Below are 23254 nucleotides of genomic sequence, written 5' to 3'. Positions count from 1 at the left end.
ATGGAGTTATCGGAAGAAGTACTCGAACAGATTGGCCTTTACCTGTCTGACCGTATGACGCCCGCCGAGAAAGCGGTTTTCGAAAACCGGATGCGAAACGACGAATCGCTCCGGCAGGAAGTAGCTACACAACGCGAAATCAAGCAGGGATTGACCTTTCTAGCTCAAAAAGAGCGTTTTAAAACGTTGCATTCGGACCTGGAAAAGCGGGGCTTGTTAAAAGATGAAGACTTGAAGCCGGAAGCGGATGAATCGCATTCCGCAGAAACTCCCGTCATTGCGCTCCCCACCGGCCGGACTGAACTCCGCACGAACTGGTCTTATTTTTCGGCGGCCGCATCGGTTCTTCTTCTGGCGGGCCTGAGTTGGGCTTTATTCCGGAACTGGTCGGATAAACAGGCGTTAATGGCTCAAAACGAAAAGTCGTTCGAGATCTATTTCTCTCCGATTCCTAAACCGCAACCCGTCCTGCCAAACGATCCGGATCGGGTGGCCGCACCCGTGGAGTCGGCCCAGACCCGCTCCGATTCCGTCCGGCTCACTGAGGCCATCGATGCCTTAAAACTAAATGATACCCGGCTGGCCATCAGCCAATTGACGTCGATCAGTCAGGGAAAACCCGACCACTGGAGTGCCACCGCCCACTGGTATCTGGCACTGGCCTATCTGAAAGCCCAACAACGGGAAGAAGCCCGGAAAGTAGCCCGGCAACTGGCCGATCAAAACGGACATCCCTATCAGGAAGAAGCGCGCGAGTTGTTCGAACATATTCAACAACACGAATGAAACCCCTGTGGTTACACGGTTTTTGGGGCCTGTTACTGGCCCTCCCGGCTACGGCCCAGACGGAGATTAATCCGGGGCTGCTGCTCGATGATGCGGTGTATGAATCGGCTCCGTATCAGGCAATTGTCACCAAAAAGAAATTGCCAACCCGCGTTTCCTACGAAGCTTATTGCCCGTCGGTGCAGGCCCAGGGTAGCTACGGAACCTGCGTCGGATTCGCCTGTGGCTACTACCTCCGCACCATCCTGGCGGCCAGGCCGAAGCAGATCACCAACAAAACCGCCCTGGATCAACTCGCTTTTTCACCCTCTTACCTCTACGAAAAAGCCAAGTCGGAACGGGATTATGCCTGTTCGGAAGGAATCTATCTGTCGAAAGCTTTCGACATTTTGAAAAGTGTCGGGGTGGTGCCATTCAAAAATTTCCCGTATCCGGCCTGCGGACAGAAAACCGAAGCCGTCGATGCCGTTGCGGCCCGGTATCGAATCGAGGGGTACGAGCGGCTTTTTGATGTTCAGGAAACGGACGAGAAGAAAATTTACCGGCTGAAAAAAGCACTGGCCGACGATGGCCCGGTAGTTATCGGTATGGTGGTTCCACCATCCTTCCTTTTTGCCGGAAAAGTCTGGAAACCCGCCCCCGGTGACGACCCGGCCAACAAGCGGCTCCGCGGTCACGCCCTGTGCATTATCGGTTACGACGACACCTTGCACGGCGGAGCTTTCCGGGTCGTAAATAGTTTTGGAAAAGGCTGGGCCGACCGGGGATTCTGCTGGATCAGTTACCGGGATTTGGTTCGCTTTACCCGGTATGGCTACAAGATCAACCCGCCAACACCGGCAGCACTGTAGACCCATTTCTGCCCAATCAGGAGGTTGTGTATTTGCCTTCTTTCTTCAGCTTACCCGGCATCGCCTTCCGCATTTTCTCCACTTTGGGCAGCGAGACATTCCGGATATAAGGCTGATTGGGGTGCAGTTTGCAGTAATTCTGGTGGTAGGTTTCGGCGGGGTAAAAGACCGAAAACGGCACGACTTCCGTCACCACTTTATTGGCATAATGCTTCGATTCATTGACCTGCTGAATGGCTTCTTCAATGGCCTTTTTCTCGGTCGGGTTCCGGTAAAACGCAACGGATCGGTAATCGCGACCCACATCCGGCCCCTGGCGATTGAGGGTTGTGGGATCGTGGCTGGCAAAAAAAGCCGTGAGCAGATCGCGGTAACTAATGACGTTCGGATCGTAATATACCTGCACGGTTTCGGCATGACCGGTTTCGTCGGTTCCCACCTGTTCGTAGGTCGGGTTTTTCAGGTTCCCGCCCGAATAGCCCGAGATCACCTCCCGCACGCCCTTCAATTGGTCGAAGGCTTCTTCCTGCGCCCAGAAACAACCGCCGGCAAAAGTGGCAACGGCTTCGCCCGGTTGAAGGACTGGCAATTTGGCAAAATTCGGGGTAGTACCCAGGAGTTGTGCCTGAGCACTGACCGTCCAGAGACAGAAAAATACACTAAATAACAGGCTGGTTTTCATGATCAGAAAGTGAGTAAAGGGATTCACCATTACGGTTTTACCCCGGTCAATGAACAACGCAAACCGGCTCCGGTTTGTTGCTTTCTGAGGTTTAACGGCGCGAACTTTGCTTTCCCTGAAAACGAAGACTCCCCGACTGGCCAGGCCAATCGGGGAGTCTGCAAAAAATCATTCAGGAAATTAGTTCGGATACCCCGGATTCTGCGGTTTCAGATTCGGGTTGTTCAGCATCTCCTGCTTGCCCAGCGGCAACAGCAAATGCTTCTCCTGCAACGCCTGGTTCGAACTCGGGTTCACGTGGCCCACGAAGTTGTCGAAGCCGTTCGTCTTGTCGTTGTACACCTTCCGTAAACGAACCATGTCGAACCACGTGATCTGCTCGTAAGCCAGTTCGTGCCACCGCTCCCGCCAAACCGCTTCCCGGAAAGTCGCCTGCGTGTACGTCCCCAGCGCCGGGGTCGTCAGCTTCGCCCGGTCCCGAATCCGCTTGAAGGCATCGTAAGCCGCCTGCGTGGGTGCCCCCAGTTCGTTCTGCGCTTCGGCGTAGATCAGCAACGTCTCGGCAAACCGGATCTGCGGAACGTTCAGGTTGTTCTGACGCGTGCCCGGAACCCCCGACGTCCCGTTGGCCGTCCGGTTGAAGTGCTTGAAAATGTAGTTGGCTCCCAATGCAAACCGGGCGCCACTGCCGTCGGTGAAGTAGGTCGAATAAAAATACCCTTCCTGATCTTTCGCCCGCAGGTCACCCGCTTCATACGACGCATAAAACGAAGGAACCGGCACCGTGCTACCCGTGCCCGAAGGCCCGTTGAAGGTCACCGGTTTGAAGTTGGGGTACATGTTGTCCATCGGATTGCCCGCCACCAGCGTGTTGTATTGCAGCATGAACAGGTGCTCCAGCCGGTTTTCGGTGCTTTCCCGGTGGACGTCTTCATACGTCGTGAACAGGTTGATCACCGTGGGGTTGGCATTGGCGTAGGTGATCACTTCCAGGGCTTTGTCGGCCGCCAGTTTGTAGTGCGTCGCCCCTTTGCTCAGCGGGAAACCCGCCATCGTCAGGTACACCTTCGCCAGTTGGGTTTTGACAGCCGCCAGGTTGGCCCGGCCACTGACATCCATCCACGCCAGGCCAGCCGCTTCGGCCGCCACCAGGTCTTCCACGATCAGTTTGTAAACTTCTTCCTGCGTAGCGCGACCCGGCTGGAAATCTTCCGAAGTGGCCGTTTGGGGTTTGGTAATCAGGGGAATATCACCCCACAACCGAACCGCCGTAAAGTAGGCCGAAGCGCGCAGAAACCGGGCTTCACCCAGGATCTTGGCCTTTTGGGCATCGGGCATCGGTGTGATGGCCGGTACGCGGTCGAGCACCTGGTTGGCCTGAGCGATGACCTTGTAGAGACCGTTCCAGTAGTTGACCACGTGGGCGGTGTTGCCGTCGTGAACCAGCCCGTAAAGGTTGTTCAAATCCGAGTTCTGGGCGGTTTCGGTAGTCGAGGTGCCGGTGAGGGCTTCGAGCAACTGCCAGTTGGAAGAGAAGATCCCGGCGCCGTCGCCCATGAACCGCAGGTCAGCGTAGACCGAAGCCAGGGCGGCTTCGGCGTGGTCGGGAATGGTGTAAAAATTGTCGGGGGTCAGGTTGGAGGGTGCCTGCTCGTCGAGGAAATCGGAACAACCCACCGGACCCAGCAGCACCGCCCCCAGCAGGGCGATTTTGCTCACTTTACTAACTATATGTTTCATCGTCAACTGTCTTTTTGAATACGTTTAATCAATTAAAACCCAATCTGCAGACCGAACATGTAAGTCGTCGGTTTCGGATAGTTGTGCCAGATCATCCCTTGTGAGAAGGCGCTGTTGCCATCACCCTGGTTGGTCGGGGTCACTTCCGGGTCACCTACGATTTTGTCGTCAACCAGCAGGAAGAAGTTCTGCACGGTAGCGTAAGCCCGCAGGCGGTTCAGTTTGAGTTTGTTGGTTACGTTGCTCGGGAAGGTGTAGCCGAACAGCAGGTTACGCCCCCGCAGGAATGAACCATCCTTGATCCAGTGGCTGTCTACGTTGGTTACATAACCAGCGCGGGTATCCCGGATTTCAGCGATCATCGTATTCTGGTTGGTCGGCGTCCAGGCGTTCAACACCGAGGTGTAGCTGTTGGCCAGGGCCTGGCGGTCTTCGCTCGGGTGCAGGTTCATCAACATGACATCGTTGCCGTACGAGAACTGCAATTCCAGCGTCAGGTCGAAGTTTTTGTACCGGAAGTTGTTGGTCATGGCACCCCATGATTTCGGGCTACCGTTTCCGATGATGCTCCGGTCGGCATCCGTGATGGCGCGGTCACCGTTCACATCCAGGTACTTGATGTCACCCGGCAACATGGTCAACCCGTTCCGGTAGCTGGTGAAACGGGCGGCTTCTTCGCGCTCGGCTTCGCTCCAGGTACCCAGACGCGTCAGACCCCAGAAGGCACCAACCGGCTCACCGATGCGGATCACGTTCGTGGGGTTGGTGAAGTTCGGACCACCTACGTTGAAGATGTCCGAAGGCGTCGCCAGAGCCAGCACTTTGTTGCGGTTGAACGAAATGTTGAAGGTCGTGTTCCACTGGAAACCACCCGCGTCGATGTTGACCGTGTTCAAACCAAACTCAAAGCCTTTGTTTTCCATCGAACCCACGTTCCGGCGAATGGTCGCGTAACCACTTGTGCGGGGTACCGGGGCATCCAGCAGCATGTCCGTCGTCTTGCGGTAGTAGTAGTCCGCTTCCAGAGAAATCCGGCCTTTCAACAAGCCCAGTTCCACACCAAAGTCGGTCTGAGCGGTTTTTTCCCAACGCAAATCCGGGTTCGCCAACCGGCTGATTCCCGTACCCGAAACGCGGGCATCACCATAAATCGTCGCGTAGTTCGAGCTAAGCAGGGAGAGTGAAGAGTAGGCCGGAATTTCCGAGTTACCCGTCAAACCAAAGCTAGTCCGCACTTTCAAATTCGAGATGATGGAGTTGCCTTTCAGGAATTCTTCTTCCGATGCCCGCCAGGCCAGAGCCGCCGAGGGGAAGAACGCGAATTTGTGGTTTTCTCCAAATTTCGAAGAACCATCAGCCCGACCGGTCACGGTAAACAGGTATTTCTCCATCAGGCTGTAGTTCACCCGACCGAAATACGAGTTAAATGCCGAACGGGAAGCGCCTGATCCAACACTAGGGTTGGTAGCTCCTGCACCAAGGTTGTTGAATGTAAAATAATCGGTAGCGAAGTTGTTGACAGCCGCACTGATGCTGAACACATCCGTTTCCTGCCACGAAATCCCCAAGAGGGCGTTGATGGCATGTTTTTCGTTGATCTGCTTGTTATACGTCAGGTAGTTTTCCAACGACCAGAAGGTTTCTTTCCGGTTGCTGGCCGATGCGTTACCGTTACCGCCAATGTTCAGCGTCCGGGTTTGCGACTGGTTGTTTTCCTGGGTTTGAACGTTGGCTCCCAAAATCGTCCGCATTTCCAGTCCTTTCGCCAGGCTGATGTTGGAGTACAGGCTACCGATCGTCGTCTGGGTATTCAGAATGTATTTCCGACCCATCAAACGGTGAACCGAGCTCATGGTTCCTTCCGCAAATGGGAAATCCCGGTTATTGGCGTAGGTTCCGTCTTCGTATTTAACCGGCAGGAACGGAAAATCTTCCACAATCTGACGGGCAACGGCATCGCCCTGATCCACAATGTTTTCCGACTGGTTGTTGTAGCTCAAAGTACCCCCGATTTTCAACCAGGATTTCACCTGATCGTCGATCGTGAACCGGCCTGAATACCGTTTCATGTAGGAAGTCTTGATCAACCCCTGATCGTCGCGGTAACCGAGCGAAACCGAGTATTGCGTGCGGTCGTTACCCCCGCTGAAACCCAACTGGTGGTTTTGCGACAGCTTGTTTTGGGTTGATTCTTCCAGCCAGTTCGTATCAAACTTGGGGCTGCCATCGGAATTCCAAACCCGCGGGTCGATCCGGCGCAGTTTGGGGTTCAGATACGCCCATTTGCCAGCGGCCCAGCCGACAGGATCGTATTTCGCCATGTTGGCCCAGGCCAGATCTTCCACCGCCATATACTGAGCCGTGTTCAATACTTCCGGCCGGTTGGGTCCGATCGTGTTCACGCTGAAATCGACGTTGTAAGTTACCTGACCTTCACCCGATTTCCCTTTTTTCGTTGTTACCAGGATAACCCCGTTGGCACCCCGCGCCCCGTAAATGGCGGTTGAGGAGGCATCTTTCAACACTTCTACCGAAACGATGTCGTTCGGGTTGATGTAGTCGATGGCCGAGCTGAACTGGTTCTGGTTCCCTTGTGGCAGCATCACACCGTCGACCACATACAGTGGGTTGTTCGAGGAGTTGATGGAGCTAAATCCGCGAACACGGATGGTGGTCCGACCACCGGGCCGACCCGAGTTGGTGTTAACCTGTACACCCGGCATCCGGCCCGACAACGCCTGCGTCAGCGAAGCCGCCGGGCGTTCTTTCAATTCTGCTTCTTTCACGGAACCAACGGCCCCCGTCAAGTCACTTTTCTTCGCCGTACCATACCCGATAACGACGATCTCTTCCAGCACTTTGTCATCATTTTTCAGGCTGACATTCACGGAAGTCTGTGTTCCAACATTCACTTCCTGAGACAGATACCCTACAAATGAAAAAACCAGGGTGGCTCCGTTATCCGGAATTTCGATCTTGTAAAGACCATTCGCATCCGTCACCGTACCCCGTTGGGTCCCTTTCAAAACAATACTCACACCCGGTAAAGGAGAGTTCGACTCATCGGTCACTTTGCCGGAGAGGGTTCTGTCAACCGTACTGACTGCTAACGTGTTTTTCGATGAAGTGCCCGTGTTAGGATCTTTCGCTGCGAGAGCGACATTCGTGCAGACAAAAGCCAGCAGGAGTTGAGGAATGGATAATCTCATCATCCTGACAAGCCGGGCTTGCGGTAGTAAGAGTTTTACCATAGATGTTGTGAACCGTTCACACGGCGGTTTATTAGAGTGGTAGAATTAGTAAGAAAGAAATGTGATTATCTTTTGCAAAACTAATAAATAGTAAGGTTCTAATTGCCTACGATTAGTCACTATTAATAAAAAATATTAATAAATTAATAATAGCCGTTTCGTTTGAAATTTTGAATCCAATTTGTTTTCTTTCCGCACGTCGTATCAGAAGACTGTGTCTCACCCCTAAACACCTAACAAATAAGTATCATACTACTCATAATCAACTGCTTAATAAACAATCAAGATAAACTATAACTATTCATCTCCTATTTCGACAATCTTGCTTTTATCCATATTTTACTTGAATGTACACCATATCGTAGCAGGCTTTTTTACTTAGCGATCAAAAAAAAATACCTGTTTACTCCCTCATTTATCGGGGGTCAGGAGCGTTTTGACCGGGCAAATCGGTTCAATGGACTCTCAAAACCGCGGTTTTTTATTTCGAAACCGCCCGTGTCGTGATCTGAATCCGATCTTCAGCAACCCCCTCGGGCGGTATTGTACACCGCAGAGCCGCCAGCGTTTCGCCCAGTGACCCCACCAGAATGCCATAACCGTTCTCCTGTCGCAGATACAATCGCGGTGCCGGTTTGGTCGGAATAGGGCAAAAGGCGGTTTGGCTGGCATAGGCCAGCAGGTATTCCGTTCCGAAAGGTTCCGCGCAGACAAACGACGCATCCGGCGCAATCCGAACATACTGATTCACCTGATCCGCCCTGATTTCAAAATCATTTTCCAGCAGGGTTTTCGTGCCATCCGCCAGCACATACACCAGCCGCAAATGACACGGGCGGTTTACCCGCGCTTCGATCGTGATCTGATTCCCCGGCCAGTATTCGACCCCGATCCGGCCCCGGTCCGTTCGCATTTCCACCGTCAGTGGCGTTGCACCGGCCACGGAATGCTGCCGGATCGTATCCTGCACGGCCCGCACCTGCTGGTATTGCTCCGGCTGAAGCCGGAGGTTTTGCCCGCTGATCCACGCCAGCGGCAACGCCGTATTCTCCGTTTTCGCCAGAACCCGATTCGTGCGGGCATCAAACACCTCTGCAACGATTCGCAGGTTGTTCAGATCTTCCCGATAGTAACCCCGAATCCACAGCAACGAGTCGGCACTTTGCATCGGCGGCACGACCACCACAGCCGCCTGCTTTTGCAGACAACTGTGCAACGTGGCAAAAATCCGGTCTGACAGCGGGTCGGTGATCCCGCAGCGGTTGTAGGTAAACCGGTCCAGAACCAGGCGGGTAGATCCGGCCGGAAGCACTTTTCTTAAGTTTTCCGTAAGTGCCGAAATCGTTGTAAACAGGTCGTTTTCGTTTTTCTCAGCCTGTTCAATATCGCCCGGTTTCAGGGCAAAGGCGTCGGATGGCCACGCGTCAATTTTGGTGATGCCCGCAATTTTGAACGAATGAAACGCATTCAGCGTCTGGTCGAACACAAACACAATCCTGAATTCGACCCGGTTCTGAAACCAAAACGCCTTTCCCTGCTTGCCCACCCCCTGCGCCTGTTTCTCCACATACAGGCTGATAAACGGAAAACCGTCCTGCGTCCGACTGATCCGGTAGCGTGCCTCACCCAGCGTCAGGGTGTTAGTCACCGGTTTTCCGGGCGAAAAAATCCGGGCATCTTTCACATATTCCTCCACCGAAGTGTAGGCATCGGACCCCGGTCGAAACTCATTGTAAACCAGCACTTCCCGGTTTCGGAACGCATCTTTCAGCAAGCCGTTGAGCTGGCTCTGCAACACCTCAAACGGCTGGTTGGCCTCGTAATGCGTCAAGACCTCCAGATTGGTCAGATAGCGGTCGCGCACCAGCCGACGGGCATTATCGGCAATTTTCAGTTGGTCAGCCCGCGAGTAGGTCTGCGCCACCGCCGATCGAATTGCAGCGAAGACACTGAAAATCAGAATGATCCGAAAAACCGCTTGATTCATTTTAGAGGGAAGTGATGGGTGTAACGAACCTGACCGGTTACGGGCGTTTGCTTGTCTTTCCGTCTTTTTTCTCATTGCTGACGGCTTTGTTCCCGATTCCAATCCCTTTTTCCGTGAGCCTGACATCCCCCAACAACACCGTCCAGCGGTTTTCTTCGTAGAAAGGGTCTTTCCGGGATTGCAGATCGACCGCTATCTGCTTGGCGGTTTTGGCCGCATAAAGTAGCTGTCCTTTTGGATTAAAGGCCTGAAAATGTTGAAAGTACGTCGCCGTGGTTTCATACCCGCTGACGGTTTTTTCCCAGTCGGCCACCAGCGCCAGATCATAGAACGCAATGTCGATGTCGAAATACCGCTTCTCCAGGTTTTTCAGCCGCCGGAGGTAAATCGCGAGCGGGTAGGTTTTCACCGCCGTTTTGGGATTGGACGAACCGACCTGCATGGTGGCATCGTTCAAAAACAACAGCAGGGCGTTCTCAATGGCGAGTTCCCGGATGTTGTCCTGCTGCTCAGGATCGGCAATAACCGATAAATACCGCTGAAATTCGTTCACTTTTTGCTCCGTCAACGCCCGGAAATCAAGGAGTTGCTGTTCGGTAAGCTGGTTTTCCTCCACCACGCCCTCCCGGTTCAGCAAGGGCTGTTCCGGCGACGAATACACCGTCAGCCGCCCCGGCGACGGCCGGGTTTCGCGCAGATTGGCTTCATACATCGATTGTTTGAAGCGCGTGGCGATGTAGCGGGACAGTTGCGTCTGGGTGTTTTTCAGCACGGTTTCCCATGACAGATCGGCTCCCGAACGAGCCGCGACCTCCAGCACTTCGTCGAACGCACGCGTGTAGAAACTGCCCGAATCCGGATGCGCACAGGCTTCCTGCGGAGGGCGGCTGCTGGCAATCAGAACATCGCCGGTGACGTCCAGCAGGAGTTTCCGATACGCCTGATTCAGGGAATCGTTGGTCAGCACCAGTGGCTTCGGTGGAATCCGTTTGCGTCCGGCGGTGCGGGTGGCATCGATCACTTCGTTGCAGCAATCCCCCAGGGTGATACACAGCCGCGCTCCTTTCTTTTTCAGCAGAGTATGTAGGCTCAACAGGCTCGGATTCTGGGCGGCAAGGGCGTCCTCTTTCTCCAGCATCAGAATCGGAAACCGGTCGGTGCGGTTTTTCAGGTTGTAGCCGTGGCCAGTATAATACAGAAAAAGAATGTCATTCGGTTGGGGGTTGATTTCCTGCAACACGGCTCGAAGTTGTTTTTGGCCGAAATCATCCTGGGCCACAATCCGCTCGTCCAGGGGGTATTGAATGGCGGCCGCCATCTGAACAAATTGCCTGTGCATCACGTCCATGTCCCGTTTGCAGGCATCGATCAAAACCGGGTCTTTGGTGTCGGCCACCACAAGGGCATAAAACGTCTGGGCCTGGCCGAACGTGCTAAAAATCAGGCAGAACAGAACCGTTAGCGTTGGGCAACCACCTGTTTTCATGGCATTTGAAAGAAAAATTTTCCCCGCAACCGGCCCTCGATGTAGGGCGGTTGTTTAAAACCGCGTTCTTCCAGGCCCCGATCGATCCGGTCGACCATCTCAAAAATATCGACGTTGGGCTGGCCGATGTGTTTGACCAGTTCGCTCGTGAAAAGTCCATTTTCTTCGTTGCCATCATAGGCCGCTTTCCCCGGCTCGGTGGCGTAGATTATCAGCGTTCCGACGGCGGGCTGAACAGGTGCAAAAGTCGGTTCGCCCGCGCCCCGGTGCCACGACCGATAGGGATTGTTCCGGCAGGCATCCCAGAAAATCACATTCGAACCATTCGGATTGGTGCTGGCCATTCGGGCAACGAGCCTCCGCAGCGGGTAACACTCAAACTCAACATCTGGCTCGGCGGTCGGGTCGGCGTCCACCGGCTGCACGTAGTTTTCGCCGTTGACCATCAAACCGTGTCCGGCGTAGTAGAAAAGCCCGGTGTTGTGATTTCCCAAGTCGGCCAGGAAGGTATCGAAGCTGGTTTTTAGCTCCCGAAGCGGCAGGTTTTCTTTGTAGGTAACTGCAAATCCCAGGCTTTCGAGTTGCTTTTTTACCGCTTTACCATCGTTTGCCGGATTTTTGAGCGGGTATTTTGCATACTTCCCGTTGGCAATGATGAGCGCCAGCCGTTTGGGAGCCGCCGACTTGACAGCAATCTCCGTTTTTTCGGGCTGGTTAATAATCAGCCGCGTCTCCGACGTGGTCGTTCCGGCGGCATTGGTAGCCACGACATAGACCTCGTTGGCACCGCTCACCAGTTGAATTTCTTCGGCGTATTCCGTACCGCAGGCCACTTTGATGATGCCCCGTTGTAAACCATTGATTTCTTTATCGTTGTAAAAAAACAGAAGTTTTGTAACGGGTTCTGCCGACTCGATGCAGACACTCAGTCGGTAAACCGGTCTGGACTCCGTCACCCGCCGGGCCAGCGGAGTTCGCCAGGTGATGCGTGGCGCGACGGCGGGCGGTTTCGTCATTTTCACCCAATCGCTCTGGGCCGAAACCGCCGGAGGCTGCTGGGCCATTCCGGTTCCGGAGACGATCAGAAAGAGGAGCAGAGAACGTAGCGTGTTTTTCATAAGTGATGGTCCAGAATCCGGTACAGAGCATATCTTCAAAAAGACAAAAGGTTATCAGCGGTTTTTAAAACCGCATCGAAATCCCCAGGGTTGGCGTCGTTCCCACCCAACCGGCCACCACATTTCGGAGCGACACCCGCTTTTCCTTCCTGTTTTTCATTCCTTTCAAAACCGTATACGCAACATCGGCGGCCCAAACCACAGCCGCCACCCGCGTTGCCACCAGATACCGGTGATGGTGCTGCGTCGCCTGGTTGTAATACGGTTCCGCCTGTTGTTCGCTGGGCTGACTTTCGTAGTTCCGATAAGCCTGTTTCGACCGGCTGCGTTGCACCAGACCGTAGGCAAGCAACCCGCCGTAGGTTGCCGTGATGACCGGCCGCCAGCCGATTTTCCGATTGGGCTGAACCCGTATGCTTCCCAGACCGGGTACGAGCGCCGACAGCAGGGCGTTGGCAGGACCTCCGCCCGAAACCGGTTGCATCATTGGTTTGGCCAGAACCGTCACCCGAATCTCATCGTCGATGATGACCCCATCCAGGCGGTAATCCCAGTAGATCGTCTGGTTGGTTCCGGACGAAAGACCTGTTCCAACGGCTCCGGTCACGGTTTTGGGCTTGAAAAATCCATTCCGGCGGCTTTCAACCTGAATGTATACCGAATCGGTAGCGATCAGATGGGCCACATCGTAGACAATTTTCACCCGCTGCGTATCCAGTTCAACGCGAACGTTGGAAACCGCCAGCCGGGCATTTCCCGGGGGTTGCCCGTAGGCGGTGCCGGTCAGGAGGAGAGCGAGCAAAAGGAGGAGCCGGTTCACTGCTGGTAGAGGGCTTTAATTTCAGAATCCGTCAAGGCGCGGTTGTAAATGCGAATGTCGTCCATCAACCCCAAAAATTCGTTGAGATCACCCTCCCAGGCCGCGCCAAACCGCAACGGGCTCCCCGAACAGGCGTCGATCGGGCCGTCCTTGAATTCGGTATTGGCTATTTGCTTTTGCCCGTTCAGGTAAAACGTACCAGTTTTGCCTTCAAAAACGGTGACGATGTGTACCCACTGATTCAGTTGAAAGCCGGGATCAAAATACAAAACCCGCTTTTTTGTTTTGTCCTCCTGCTCACAATTGCCGTCCTGCTCAATATCCGCAATGATCTCGTATCCCGTTGTTGAACCGGTCGTGTAAGGCGGGGTAATTCGCGCCGTGTATTGGTTATTGACGTTGTCTTTAAAAACCGCTTTCGAATAAATCTGGGTCGTTGACGTAACCCGCTGCGGTTTTATCCAGAGGCTGATGGACAAAACCGCCGGTCGCAGCAGCACGTGATCGGGAATCTCAAAATAGTCGTCGATACCGTCCAGCAACAGGGCTGAATTTTCGTTCGATTTACGATCCGGGCCGTAGGAGGCACCATTTTTCAAGACCCCGTGCAGGTTGTTGCCACTGGCATCGAGCGTGCTGCCGTTGAGTGAATAGGAACCAACCGGCCCCGTTGCCACCGTAAATTGTTTACGCGGTAACTCCCAGGCATCACAACTCAAGCCTAGCACGGCCACCCAAAGCCAGCAAAGCGACTTTAGCATTTGGTTGCCAATGAATTGCCTGATCATAAGATGGTTACGGCCCGTTTTTCTGTCAGTGCCTAATGTACTGCAAAATAACAGATAATACCTATTTTATCTTGTAATCAGACAACAATTTAGAGGCAGTCTATTTCCTGTAAAATCAAAAACCGCCCCCGTTAACAGGGGCGGTTTTTGATACTGATAAGTTCACTCGAACTTTGAGAGTAAGGTTGCGTGCCCAAAGGCACGCTGAAAAACGGAAAAGGCATTTTTGGCTACAAAATGAGTCGTGCCAACGGCACTTATTCGACTCACTATAAACTATCTAATCTCGTAGCTCGCATTAAGTTATCCTACAAACTTTGTTCTTCGATGTTCACTTCAACCTGCTTCTGGCTGCCAGTCAGTTCATTCAGGAGTTCCTGCACATTGACGGTGGCGAAGCTGCTGGCGTAGTCCGACATGGCGTACGGAATGATGAGTTCATTGCCGTTGATCAGGCCCCCACAACTGTACACGACATTCGGTACATAGCCTTCACGTTCGTTTTCGTCGGGACTCAGCAACGGTTCGGTCAGGCGGCCAATCACTTTGCCGGGATCGTTCAGATCGAGCAAAAAAGCGCTAATGGCGTATTTCCGCATCGGGCCAACCCCGTGACTCAGCACCAGCCAACCGGCCTCGGTTTCGATGGGCGATCCGCAATTGCCGAGTTGAACAAACTCCCAGTGATAGGTCGGTTTCAGCAATATTTCCTTCGTTTGCCAGAAATACAGATCATCCGAATACATGATGTAAATATTCTCCCCGTCCTGACGGGAAAGCATGACATACCGCCCGTTGATTTTCCGGGGAAACAACGCCATACCTTTGTTCTGCACCTCGGCTCCGTTTAAGGTGCTGATACTGAAGTGGGTAAAGTCGCGGGTGAGCAGCAGTTGCGGAAAGGTAACCTGGCCGTTGTAGGCGGTGTACGTCGCGTAATACGTTACTTCGCCGTCGTCTTCGACAAACCGTACGAAGCGGGCATCTTCAATTCCGTTGGTTTCATTGGGCGATGTCGGGAAAATACACCGTTCGTCCAGGCTCTGGTCTTCGTCAAAATCCAGTTCGTAATTGGAGCGGGCCAGCGTACGCAAGCTACTCGCAATGGCCTCATATTCAGCGTGATGTCGATATTGGCTCAGAACCCGTTTCAGCCGGTCTTCCATTTCTTCCAGCGCAAACTCCTCGCCTAAGCCGGTCATCATCATTTCCGAAATGGGATTCGACAACCGGAGTTCGTAGAGTTTCCGTTCAAACTGCGCCCGGTTGAACCGGTGGTTCGGCACGATTTCCGGGGAAGTCACGTAGCGCGACGGTTTGCGCAGGATGATCTTGCTGTCCTGATCGATGTAGCCCATGCGGAAGGTGATCGACGAAATGTGGCCTTCGCCCGTCGCCCGCATGCTCAGGATAAACCGTTTGAAACCCGGCGGAACGTTGGTCTGGTCGGGATGCCACACCATCGATGGATTGAACAAAGCCGCCGATTCCAGCGAGTATTCCATGGTGAAATACGCGCCCAGCAGCAATTTCCGCTCCAGTGTCAACGGCTCGTCGGTCAGAAGCTGGGATTTAATGTGATTGAAGCGTTTCAGGAAAAACCGCTCCAGTTTGTAATGCCGACTGCCAAATTCACGAATCACCTCGCCCAGCTTCCGCTCGGCTTCTTCCTCAGTCATGGCATTGACCCGGGCAATAATTTTCAGGGTTCGCGTTGAGCTACTGTGTTCAAAGGGCCGAAAGAGAACGCGCGTTGGGTCAGGGCGCAATACAATGCCGGTACGGGTTGCCTTTATCATAAGAACTAAAAGGTTGACAGACAGCAGGTTTATGGAATGAGGGAATGAACGTCTGTTTTCGGAACAGTGCGTTTCATTCCCTCAATGTCTCTGCCTTCAACGTTTAAACTAACAAGGTTAGTGCCGTATTTGCAATTTCAGCGTCGGAAATTTGTTTTTGGGTTAAATGCAGTTCGGTCAGTGCCATTAAATACGCGAGTGTCGATTCGGCACCCTGGTTTTGATTGACCCGATCAACATGCAAACCGTCGCGGCAACCACCCGTGTTAGGATCATAAACCGACAGACCCAGATCGTTATGGCCGGTAAACCACTTGAATATCTTCGTGGCCCGTTTCAGCCAGACGGCTTCGCGGGTGATCCGATAAGCCGCCAGACAGGCCGAGACCGATCCCTGCACTTCCACCGGTTGTTGATCGAAATACGCCCGTTTTCCACCTTTCGTATAAAAACCGTTGGAACCGATCGGCTGAAAATAACCGGTACTGGCGATTCCGTTGCCCGTCATCTGCAAACTGATCAGCCATTCCAGTGTTTTGATACCCAGATCGGTCACCTTCGTGTCTTGCAAAGTTTCACCGGCACAAATCAGCGCGTGGGATAACTTCGCATTGTCGTAGGTCAAATAGCCCTCGAACCACGGCCAGTCTTTGGATTTACCATCCTGATACCGGATCAGCATTTTGTCTACCAATTGCTGTAAAATGGTTTTCACCAGCCGGTCATTCGCAAAGCGTTTGAGGTACTCACAAGCGCCCATGATGCCGAAAGCCCAGGCCCGGGGTGAGGGCAGGTCAACCAGGGACGGCAAGGCCTGGTGTAAAATTGGCATCGCCCAGGTAATCAGGTTTTTATCGGCCGAACGACCGACACAGGTTCCCAGCGCCCAGATGGCGCGGCCGGTGCTGTCGTCGGAACCCACTTCTTCGAGCCAACGGCGGTCGTAGCCCATAAAATTCCGGAACTGACCCCGCCCCTGTAGGTAAGCGTAGTTGAGAAAAGCCGCAAAATCGTCGGTGAGTTTGGCCAGTTTCCGATCTCCCATACCGGCTTCCTCCACCATCACGGTCAGAATCAGCGCACGGGCGTTGTCGTCGGTGCAATAGCCTTCTTCATAGTGCGGCAAATGGTAGCGGGCGTGTTGAATGATGCCCGTCGAATCCGTCAGGCGATAGAGGTGATCGAGCCGAATCGGCGGTAATTTGTAGGTGCCTCCCCCATTGCCATTGATTAACGCCAGCGGACTTCCCGGTAACGCAATCGGCTGTTGACGGGCCTGAACAAACGACTGAACGTAGCGTTCCATCACCCGTTCCCAGATCATGCTGCGTCCCAGCATATACGCTTTTTTGCGCATTCCGTGCCGCAGGGGTTCGTCGCTCATCAGCTTGATAATGGCATCGGCAACGGCTTCCGAGTCGTTGAAGGGCACCAGAACGCCCCGGCCATCGGCCAGCAATTCTTCAGCATGCCAGTAGGGTGTCGAAACCACGGCCTTGCCACATCCGAAAGCGTAGGAAAGCGTCCCGGACGTAATCTGCGCCGGGTTCAGGTAGGGCGTGATGTAAATATCAGCCGCCCCTAAAAACTCCATCAGGTTGTCCAGCTCGACAAACTGGTTGAAAAACAGCACATTATTTTTGACGCCACAGTCGGCAGCCAGTTTTTTCAGGCTGTCGCGATACACTTCACCCTGATCCCGGATGAGGTTGGGGTGTGTGGCACCCAGCACGATGTAGACAGTATCCGGAAACCGCTCAACAATGCGGGGCAGTGCCTTGATGACGTTCTCGATCCCCTTGTTGGGCGACAGCAACCCGAACGTCAGCAACACCTGCTTGCCTTCGATGCCAAACCGGTCTTTGTGAAAATGCGGATCGACAAACGGCATGTCGGGAATGCCGTGGGCAATGACGTCGATTTTATCCTCGGGAACCTCATAAATATCTTTCAGAAACTGACGGCCTTTCTCGGTCATCACCACCACCCGCGCCGACAGATCGGCGATGGTTTTCAGCACCATGAGCTGATCCTGATCCGGATTGCGCAACACCGTATGAAAGGTTGTTACCACCGGCATCGTCAGATTCCGAAGCAAGGTCAGAATATAGTTGCCCGCCGTCCCACCGTAAATACCATACTCGTGCTGCAGACAGACGACTTCGGTATTCATGGAATTCAGAAATTCGGCGGCTTTTTTGTAGGAATTCAAATCATGCTGATAAAATTCATACCGTACCTCATCCGGATAGTCATACCCTTCCGGTACATCATTCACCGACACGACCATCGCCGAAGATTCCGGATAAAACGCTGTAAATGATTTATATAGATCAGAAGTAAATGTGGCAATCCCACACTTACGGGGTAAATAATCGCCTATAAATGCCACACTGGTAGGCATGTGCACACTAGGGGACGCGTTTTGTAAGGTAGCAAGATTCATAATTATTCATGGAAATAATGGTATAGAAATAATCCTGGAGCACTTGTAATTTAACTAAGCAAAGAATGACCGACCTTTTATGTGTGGATGCTAACTGATTAACTCCCAATAACACGATTTGTTTAATTTATTTACGGCGGAATTATCCTGGACCCGGTTCTTGGGAATAGAAACCAACGGCAAAGCTGAACGTTCGACCTTCGTTTTCAAAAACACACCCAAATTTTGTACCTTGCGCGCTTAACTTCTGTTCTGGCTTGATGTTCTGGCACCGCGTTTCGGATTTCATCTTAAAAAATCGCATTCTCCTGCTCATTGTCATTTTCGTAGGAACGGTATTCATGGCCTATCAGGCCACCCGCATCCAGCTTTCCTACGAAATTGCCCGGATTCTACCTTCCAACGACCCCGACTTTGAACTCTACGAATCGTTTAAAAAACGGTTTGGCGAAGATGGCAGCGTGATGGTCATCGGCATCGAAACGCCCAACCTCTATACGTTGCCGGTTTTTAACGGCTGGTATGCACTAAATCAGGCCATTAAGAAATCGGATGGCGTCCAAAATGTGTTGTCGGCCGCCAGTCTGTTTCACATCGTCCGTAACGACAGTATCAAACAGTTTCAGTTTTTGCCCCTCGTTCCGCAGCCACCCGCCACGCAGGCTGAAGTAGACAGCATTCGTTTAAAAGTGGCTAATCTGCCTTTTTATCAGGGGTTTGTTTCCGACAGCGCCGGTCGGTCGCACCTGATGGCCGTCACGTTCGACCAGAAAAAGCTGAATACCAAAGACCGTATCGGCATTGTTCTGGAAATTGAGAAGAAAGTGAGGGCCTTCGGAGCCACCTACAACATCCCGGTTCACATGTCGGGCATGCCTTACATCCGCACCAAATTTACGGGCAAAGTCAGCAACGAAATGGTGTTGTTCATGGCGCTGGCGTTCGGCGTCACGGCCATCATTCTGCTCTTTTTCTTCCGGTCCGTCGTGGCTGTTCTGGCGGCCATCAGCATCGTTGGGGTGGGTGTGGTCTGGTCGCTGGGCTTTCTGGTGCTGTTTGGCTACAAAATCACGTTGCTAACCGGTTTGCTGCCGCCCCTGATCATCGTCATCGGGATTCCGAACACCATCTTTCTCATCAATAAATACTTCGAGGAGTTCAGCCACCACGGCGACAAAATCCGGGCACTGAATACCGCTACGGAAGCCATCGGTGAGATGACGTTTTTTGCCAACGTCACCACCGCCATCGGTTTTTTTGTCTTCTATTTTGCCAGCAGCCCCATGCTGGCCCAGTTTGGATTGGTGGCTTCGCTGGGGGTTGTCGTCACCTACGCCCTCTGCCTGGTGCTGATTCCGATCGTTTTCGGGTATTTGCCCGAGCCGTCGTCGCGGCAGCGGGGTCATCTGGAAAGCCGCTGGGTGGTTTCGTTTCTGAACTGGGTCAATCACACGGTTCACCACCGCCGTCGGGCCATTTATGCCTTTATCGGTATTCTGGTGATCGTCAGCCTGATCGGGGCCATGCGCATCCAGGCCGTTGGTTACGTGGTCGATGATTTGCCGAAGAACGACCCGATTTATACCGATCTGAAATTTTTCGAGAAAAACTTCCGGGGCGTTCTGCCCTTTGAAGTGTCCATCGACGCCCGCCAGCCGGGCCGGGTGCTGACGCCCCAGACGCTGACCAAGATGCGGCTTTTGCAGCGCGAATTTGAGAAATACCCGGAGTTTACGCGCCCGCTGTCGGTGGTCGAAGCCGCCAAGTTTCTGTATCAGGCGTATCGCGGGGGCGACCCGAAATATTACGTTTTGCCCGGTGCGCTGGAAATGGCCAAAGTAGCCAGCTATGCGCCCCAGATGAAAGGGAAAGCCAATCTGTTCAAAGGATTTATCGACAGCACGAGCCGCTACACCCGCGTGAGTTTCCAGATGGCCGACGTCGGCACGGTGCGCATCCGGGAGCTACTGACTACCCTGCAACCCCGGGTAGATTCCATTTTTAACATCGACCGTGAAACCGGCAAACGTGTTTCTAACGGCGACATGTACGACGTTCGGCTGACCGGCAGCAGCAGCATTTTCACGAAAGGCAATGAGTACCTGGTGGATAACCTGAAGGAAAGCGTGTATCTGGCGGTGATTCTGATTACGGCCTTGCTGGCTCTTTTACTCCGCGATGTCCGAACGATTATCATCTGCTCGCTGCCCCGCATTGTTCCGCTGATCATCACGGCGGGGATTATGGGCTATTTCGGCATTCGGCTCAAACCGTCGACCATCCTGATTTTCAGCGTTGCATTCGGGATTGCGTCCGACGGCACGATCTACTTCATTGCCCGGTATCGCGAAGAACTCCGGCGGGGCCTCAGCATTTCCAAAGCCATCACCAACACCATCCACCAGGCCGGTATCAGCATGATTTACACGGCTTTTATCCTTTTCGCCGGTTTCGCCATTTTCGCCTTCTCGACTTTTCAGGGAACCGTGGCGCTGGGGGTTCTGGTGTCGATTACGCTGTTGATGGGCATGGCCGCCAACCTGATTCTTCTCCCCGCCTTCCTGCTCTCGCTCGACAAAAGGAAAAGCCGGAAGGAACTGCTGAATAATGAAAGTGCAGTATAGTAATCGGTTTACAGTATTCGGTTTACCGTTTACGGTGGCTGACGCATTCTACATTCGTTATTCGCTATTCAATATTCGTGATTTTTGGATGTGTCAGCCACCACAAACTGAATACGCTAAACCCTTTTCAAACTTCCTCCAGCAAACTCTGGAACGAGACGAATTGATTTCCGAACCGCGCCTGGATTCTGTCCATCAGTTCATCGCCGTGGTATTTCTGAAAGCGGTAAAAATCCAGCTTGATTCGAAAGGAATACTGAAAGGTATACGTCGCACCGTTGTTGTCGACTTCCGTGAGTAAATGCAAAATTTTGTGGCTCAGCGGCAGGCCGGTTGCCATCACCGCCGGCACGTGTTCGGCCTTCATCCAGTGTAACCACTCCCGCTCAACGGTTTTGTCAATGTTAATCGTCAGGTTGTAAAGAATCATGAATAAAAGAAGTTAGACGATGGACAATGGTCAATGGACGATAGTCAATGGTCAATTGAAAAAGAGTAACAGTAAATTCGTCGTTTTTGTCCTGAATCTTGCGGCTTTTCTCATTCGTCTTAGCCACAAATGTTGTTTCTTTGCTCCAGACAAACTTACTCACTCTATGTTTTATACTATACTGGTTCGTGCCCACTCGGGCCTTCGCTGGGTTGTATTGATTCTGTTGCTTGCCGCCATCGTCACCGCATTTCGGAAATGGCAGGGCCGCGATGAATACACGCCGGGCAATAACAAATTGTACCTCTTCACCTTGATTGCCACGCACACGCAGTTTCTGATCGGTTTGATTTTGTATTTTATCAGCCCCAAAGTCCCTCTGTTTGATTCAGGAATCGATATGGGCACCATCATGAAAACGGCGTTGTACCGGTTTTACACCATCGAACACATTACCGGAATGCTGATCGCCGTGGTGTTGATCACGATTGGCCGCTCCAAATCGCGCCGGATCAGCGGACCTGTTCAGAAACACCGGACGGTTTTTATCTTCTTTGGATTGGGACTGCTTGCCATCCTGATTTCGATCCCGTGGCCGTTCCGCATTCCCGGCGCAGGCTGGTTTTAAAACACCCCCACCCCCTAAAGGGGCTTTTGCCGGATGAAAAGCCCCTTTAGGGGGGTGGGGGCAAAAAAACATTAATCCATGCATCCCGCACCCCAGCACCGAACCATCCTGAACTGGATTCAGCCTTCCGATGCTGAACGGTACGAGATTTATTCGGAACTGGGACTACCACAGGCGGTTTTAACCATTGAAACGCACCAGTACGCAACGCTCGACTCGCGTTTTGGCAGCTACTGCATTCGGCGACAGACGCCAGCCACCACCATTGCCGTGACCGATGCGGGCGGATCATCCATTGCCACGGTTCGAACCGGCTGGTGGGGACGACTTTCCCTGACGTTTGACGACGGTCGCGAACTGCGCTTCAACTCCTCCAGCGTGTTTCGCAGCCGCTGGCTTTGGAGCAGTTCCGACGGTGATCCCCGGGCCGTTGTGCAACGCAACCAGATTTTCTTCGCCCCCGAATGGCCCATTCGCGAAGGGCTGTCTGCCCTGCTGGCCGGTTTATCCATTTATTTTATCGTCACCCGACCTAAATCAATATTCGGTATTCAGTTTTCAGTTTACGGCGGCTGACGCATTCTTTTTGTAAGCGTGCGACAGCTCCCGAAAACCGTAAACTGAATACCGTAAACCACATCAAATATGATCAACACCCGCTCTTTACCGGTTTCGCCGGATCAGCAACTCCGCAACATTGGCTGGAACTGGATGCTCGGAACCGACACGCTATCGTATCTGACCAACGAAGTCGTTGTCGTAAGCCCGGCCGAAGCCGACGCCTACTACGAAGCCGGAAACCAGGTGTTTACCATGCTGGTAGAAGCCGGGCAGCACGTCATCGATACCAACCGGTTTAGCGAACTGGGTATTCCGGACAGCCTCATCGACCTGATCAAACTGTCCTGGAGCGACGACCGGCACATTCAGCTCTACGGCCGTTTCGACTTCGCGGGTGGCATCGACGGCCAGCCCATCAAACTGATCGAGTTCAATGCCGACACGGCGACCTGCATTCCCGAAACAGCAGTGGTCCAATATGCACACCTGCGCGCCAACGGGCTGGACGAAGAACAGCAGTTCAATTCCGTTTACGAAACGCTGGTGGAACAGTTTCGTGACATTTTGCTGCACAACGAGGACAAACAACCGACGCTGTTGCTATCCGCCATGCGCGGTTTTCCGGAAGACGACAGCAACCTGGCGGTTTTGGGCGAAGCGGCCCGGGAAGCCGGTTTTACGGTTGAATTCGAGTACATCGACAAGGTAGAATTCTCGGTCGATGAAGGCATTTTCAAGCAGAATCCGGAGAATGGGCAATTCGACAAATTTGATTTCTGGTTCAAGCTGGTGCCGTGGGAATACATCGGCCACGAAGAATCCGACCTGGCTCATATTCTGACCGAAGCCGTACGCCGTCGGCAGGTGGTGATCCTCAATCCGGCGTATTCGCTTTTGTTTCAGTCGAAATACATCCTGAAAATTTTGTGGGAATTGTATCCCTTTCACCCCCTGCTGCTGAAAACCGACATCCAGCCCCTCAACGACCGGATGCACGTCGAGAAAGTGTTGTTTGGTCGTGAAGGAGCCAACGTCCGCATTCTGGACGAGCAGGGGCGCGTGCAGGCCGAAGCCGATGGAGACTATGACGATTATCCGAAAATCTACCAGGAATATGTGGAGCTGCCCACCGACGGAACCGGCAAACGCTATCAGGCCGGGGTGTTTTACGTCGGCGAAAGCTGCGGTCTGGGCTTCCGGCGCGGAGGTGCCATTCTGGACAACGGCGCGCAGTTTGTCGGACACCTGATCGGCTAA

The 23254-nt window shown here is 53.2% G+C and carries 17 protein-coding genes; 6 read left to right on the top strand and 11 right to left on the bottom strand.

The annotated features are described in order from the left end of the window. Positions 1-786: a tetratricopeptide repeat protein gene (locus ACO064_RS24820; protein WP_421829899.1), complete on the top strand. Its 786-nt coding sequence runs from the start codon at positions 1-3 to the stop codon at positions 784-786. After that, positions 783-1637: a C1 family peptidase gene (locus ACO064_RS24815; RefSeq protein WP_421829898.1), complete on the top strand. Its 855-nt coding sequence runs from the start codon at positions 783-785 to the stop codon at positions 1635-1637. The genes ACO064_RS24820 and ACO064_RS24815 overlap by 4 nt, the downstream gene beginning before the upstream one ends. Positions 1638-1653: 16 nt before the next feature. Here the strand turns inward: ACO064_RS24815 and msrA are convergent, their stop codons facing one another. From msrA to ACO064_RS24765, 10 genes are all read right to left on the bottom strand, one after another. Next, positions 1654-2319 (bottom strand): peptide-methionine (S)-S-oxide reductase MsrA, encoded by a 666-nt coding sequence (gene msrA / locus ACO064_RS24810; protein ID WP_421829897.1) that lies wholly within the window; start codon positions 2317-2319, stop codon positions 1654-1656. Between the two features lie 180 nt (positions 2320-2499). After that, positions 2500-4059, bottom strand: coding sequence for a RagB/SusD family nutrient uptake outer membrane protein (locus ACO064_RS24805; RefSeq protein WP_421829896.1), 1560 nt, complete (start codon positions 4057-4059; stop codon positions 2500-2502). Between the two features lie 32 nt (positions 4060-4091). Beyond that, the gene (locus tag ACO064_RS24800; protein ID WP_421829895.1) at positions 4092-7271 is read right to left on the bottom strand and encodes a SusC/RagA family TonB-linked outer membrane protein; all 3180 of its coding nucleotides are present in this window, start codon (positions 7269-7271) and stop codon (positions 4092-4094) included. Between the two features lie 520 nt (positions 7272-7791). Next, positions 7792-9297, bottom strand: coding sequence for a DUF4384 domain-containing protein (locus ACO064_RS24795; RefSeq protein WP_421829894.1), 1506 nt, complete (start codon positions 9295-9297; stop codon positions 7792-7794). 37 nt (positions 9298-9334) lie between these two features. Then, positions 9335-10783: a caspase family protein gene (locus ACO064_RS24790; protein ID WP_421829893.1), complete on the bottom strand. Its 1449-nt coding sequence runs from the start codon at positions 10781-10783 to the stop codon at positions 9335-9337. Continuing rightward, on the bottom strand, positions 10780-11901 hold the full coding sequence (locus ACO064_RS24785; RefSeq protein WP_421829892.1) for a caspase family protein: 1122 nt from the start codon (positions 11899-11901) through the stop codon (positions 10780-10782). The genes ACO064_RS24790 and ACO064_RS24785 overlap by 4 nt, the downstream gene beginning before the upstream one ends. A 64-nt stretch (positions 11902-11965) precedes the next feature. After that, positions 11966-12703, bottom strand: a complete 738-nt coding sequence (locus ACO064_RS24780; RefSeq protein ID WP_421829891.1) for a hypothetical protein — start codon at positions 12701-12703, stop codon at positions 11966-11968. A 14-nt stretch (positions 12704-12717) separates the two neighbouring features. After that, positions 12718-13482: a LamG domain-containing protein gene (locus tag ACO064_RS24775; RefSeq protein WP_421829890.1), complete on the bottom strand. Its 765-nt coding sequence runs from the start codon at positions 13480-13482 to the stop codon at positions 12718-12720. A 335-nt stretch (positions 13483-13817) separates the two neighbouring features. Next, positions 13818-15308 (bottom strand): glycoside hydrolase family 130 protein, encoded by a 1491-nt coding sequence (locus ACO064_RS24770; RefSeq protein WP_421829889.1) that lies wholly within the window; start codon positions 15306-15308, stop codon positions 13818-13820. A 103-nt stretch (positions 15309-15411) separates the two neighbouring features. Next, the gene (locus tag ACO064_RS24765) at positions 15412-17598 is read right to left on the bottom strand and encodes a glycosyltransferase family 4 protein (protein ID WP_421829888.1); all 2187 of its coding nucleotides are present in this window, start codon (positions 17596-17598) and stop codon (positions 15412-15414) included. Between the two features lie 416 nt (positions 17599-18014). Between ACO064_RS24765 and ACO064_RS24760 the strand changes: the two genes are divergently transcribed. Next, positions 18015-20378, top strand: coding sequence for an efflux RND transporter permease subunit (locus ACO064_RS24760; RefSeq protein WP_421829887.1), 2364 nt, complete (start codon positions 18015-18017; stop codon positions 20376-20378). Positions 20379-20505: 127 nt separating this feature from the next. Here ACO064_RS24760 and ACO064_RS24755 read toward each other — a convergent pair whose 3' ends face one another. Then, positions 20506-20808: a DUF4286 family protein gene (locus ACO064_RS24755; RefSeq protein ID WP_421829886.1), complete on the bottom strand. Its 303-nt coding sequence runs from the start codon at positions 20806-20808 to the stop codon at positions 20506-20508. 166 nt (positions 20809-20974) lie between these two features. Between ACO064_RS24755 and ACO064_RS24750 the strand changes: the two genes are divergently transcribed. The 3 genes from ACO064_RS24750 to ACO064_RS24740 all read left to right on the top strand — a co-directional run bounded on the left by ACO064_RS24750 (position 20975) and on the right by ACO064_RS24740 (position 23254). Next, positions 20975-21436, top strand: a complete 462-nt coding sequence (locus tag ACO064_RS24750) for a cytochrome B (protein ID WP_421829885.1) — start codon at positions 20975-20977, stop codon at positions 21434-21436. 78 nt (positions 21437-21514) lie between these two features. Next, positions 21515-22012 carry a hypothetical protein gene (locus tag ACO064_RS24745; protein ID WP_421829884.1) on the top strand — a complete coding sequence of 166 codons (498 nt, stop codon included), beginning with the start codon at positions 21515-21517 and terminating at the stop codon, positions 22010-22012. Between the two features lie 69 nt (positions 22013-22081). Continuing rightward, a complete protein-coding gene (locus ACO064_RS24740; RefSeq protein ID WP_421829883.1) occupies positions 22082-23254 on the top strand; it encodes a glutathionylspermidine synthase family protein in 1173 nt (390 codons plus the stop codon).

It is taken from the genome of Larkinella sp. (genome assembly GCF_965227735.1).
GTDB lineage: Bacteria > Bacteroidota > Bacteroidia > Cytophagales > Spirosomataceae > Larkinella.
This window is presented reverse-complemented; position numbering and strand designations above follow the sequence as displayed.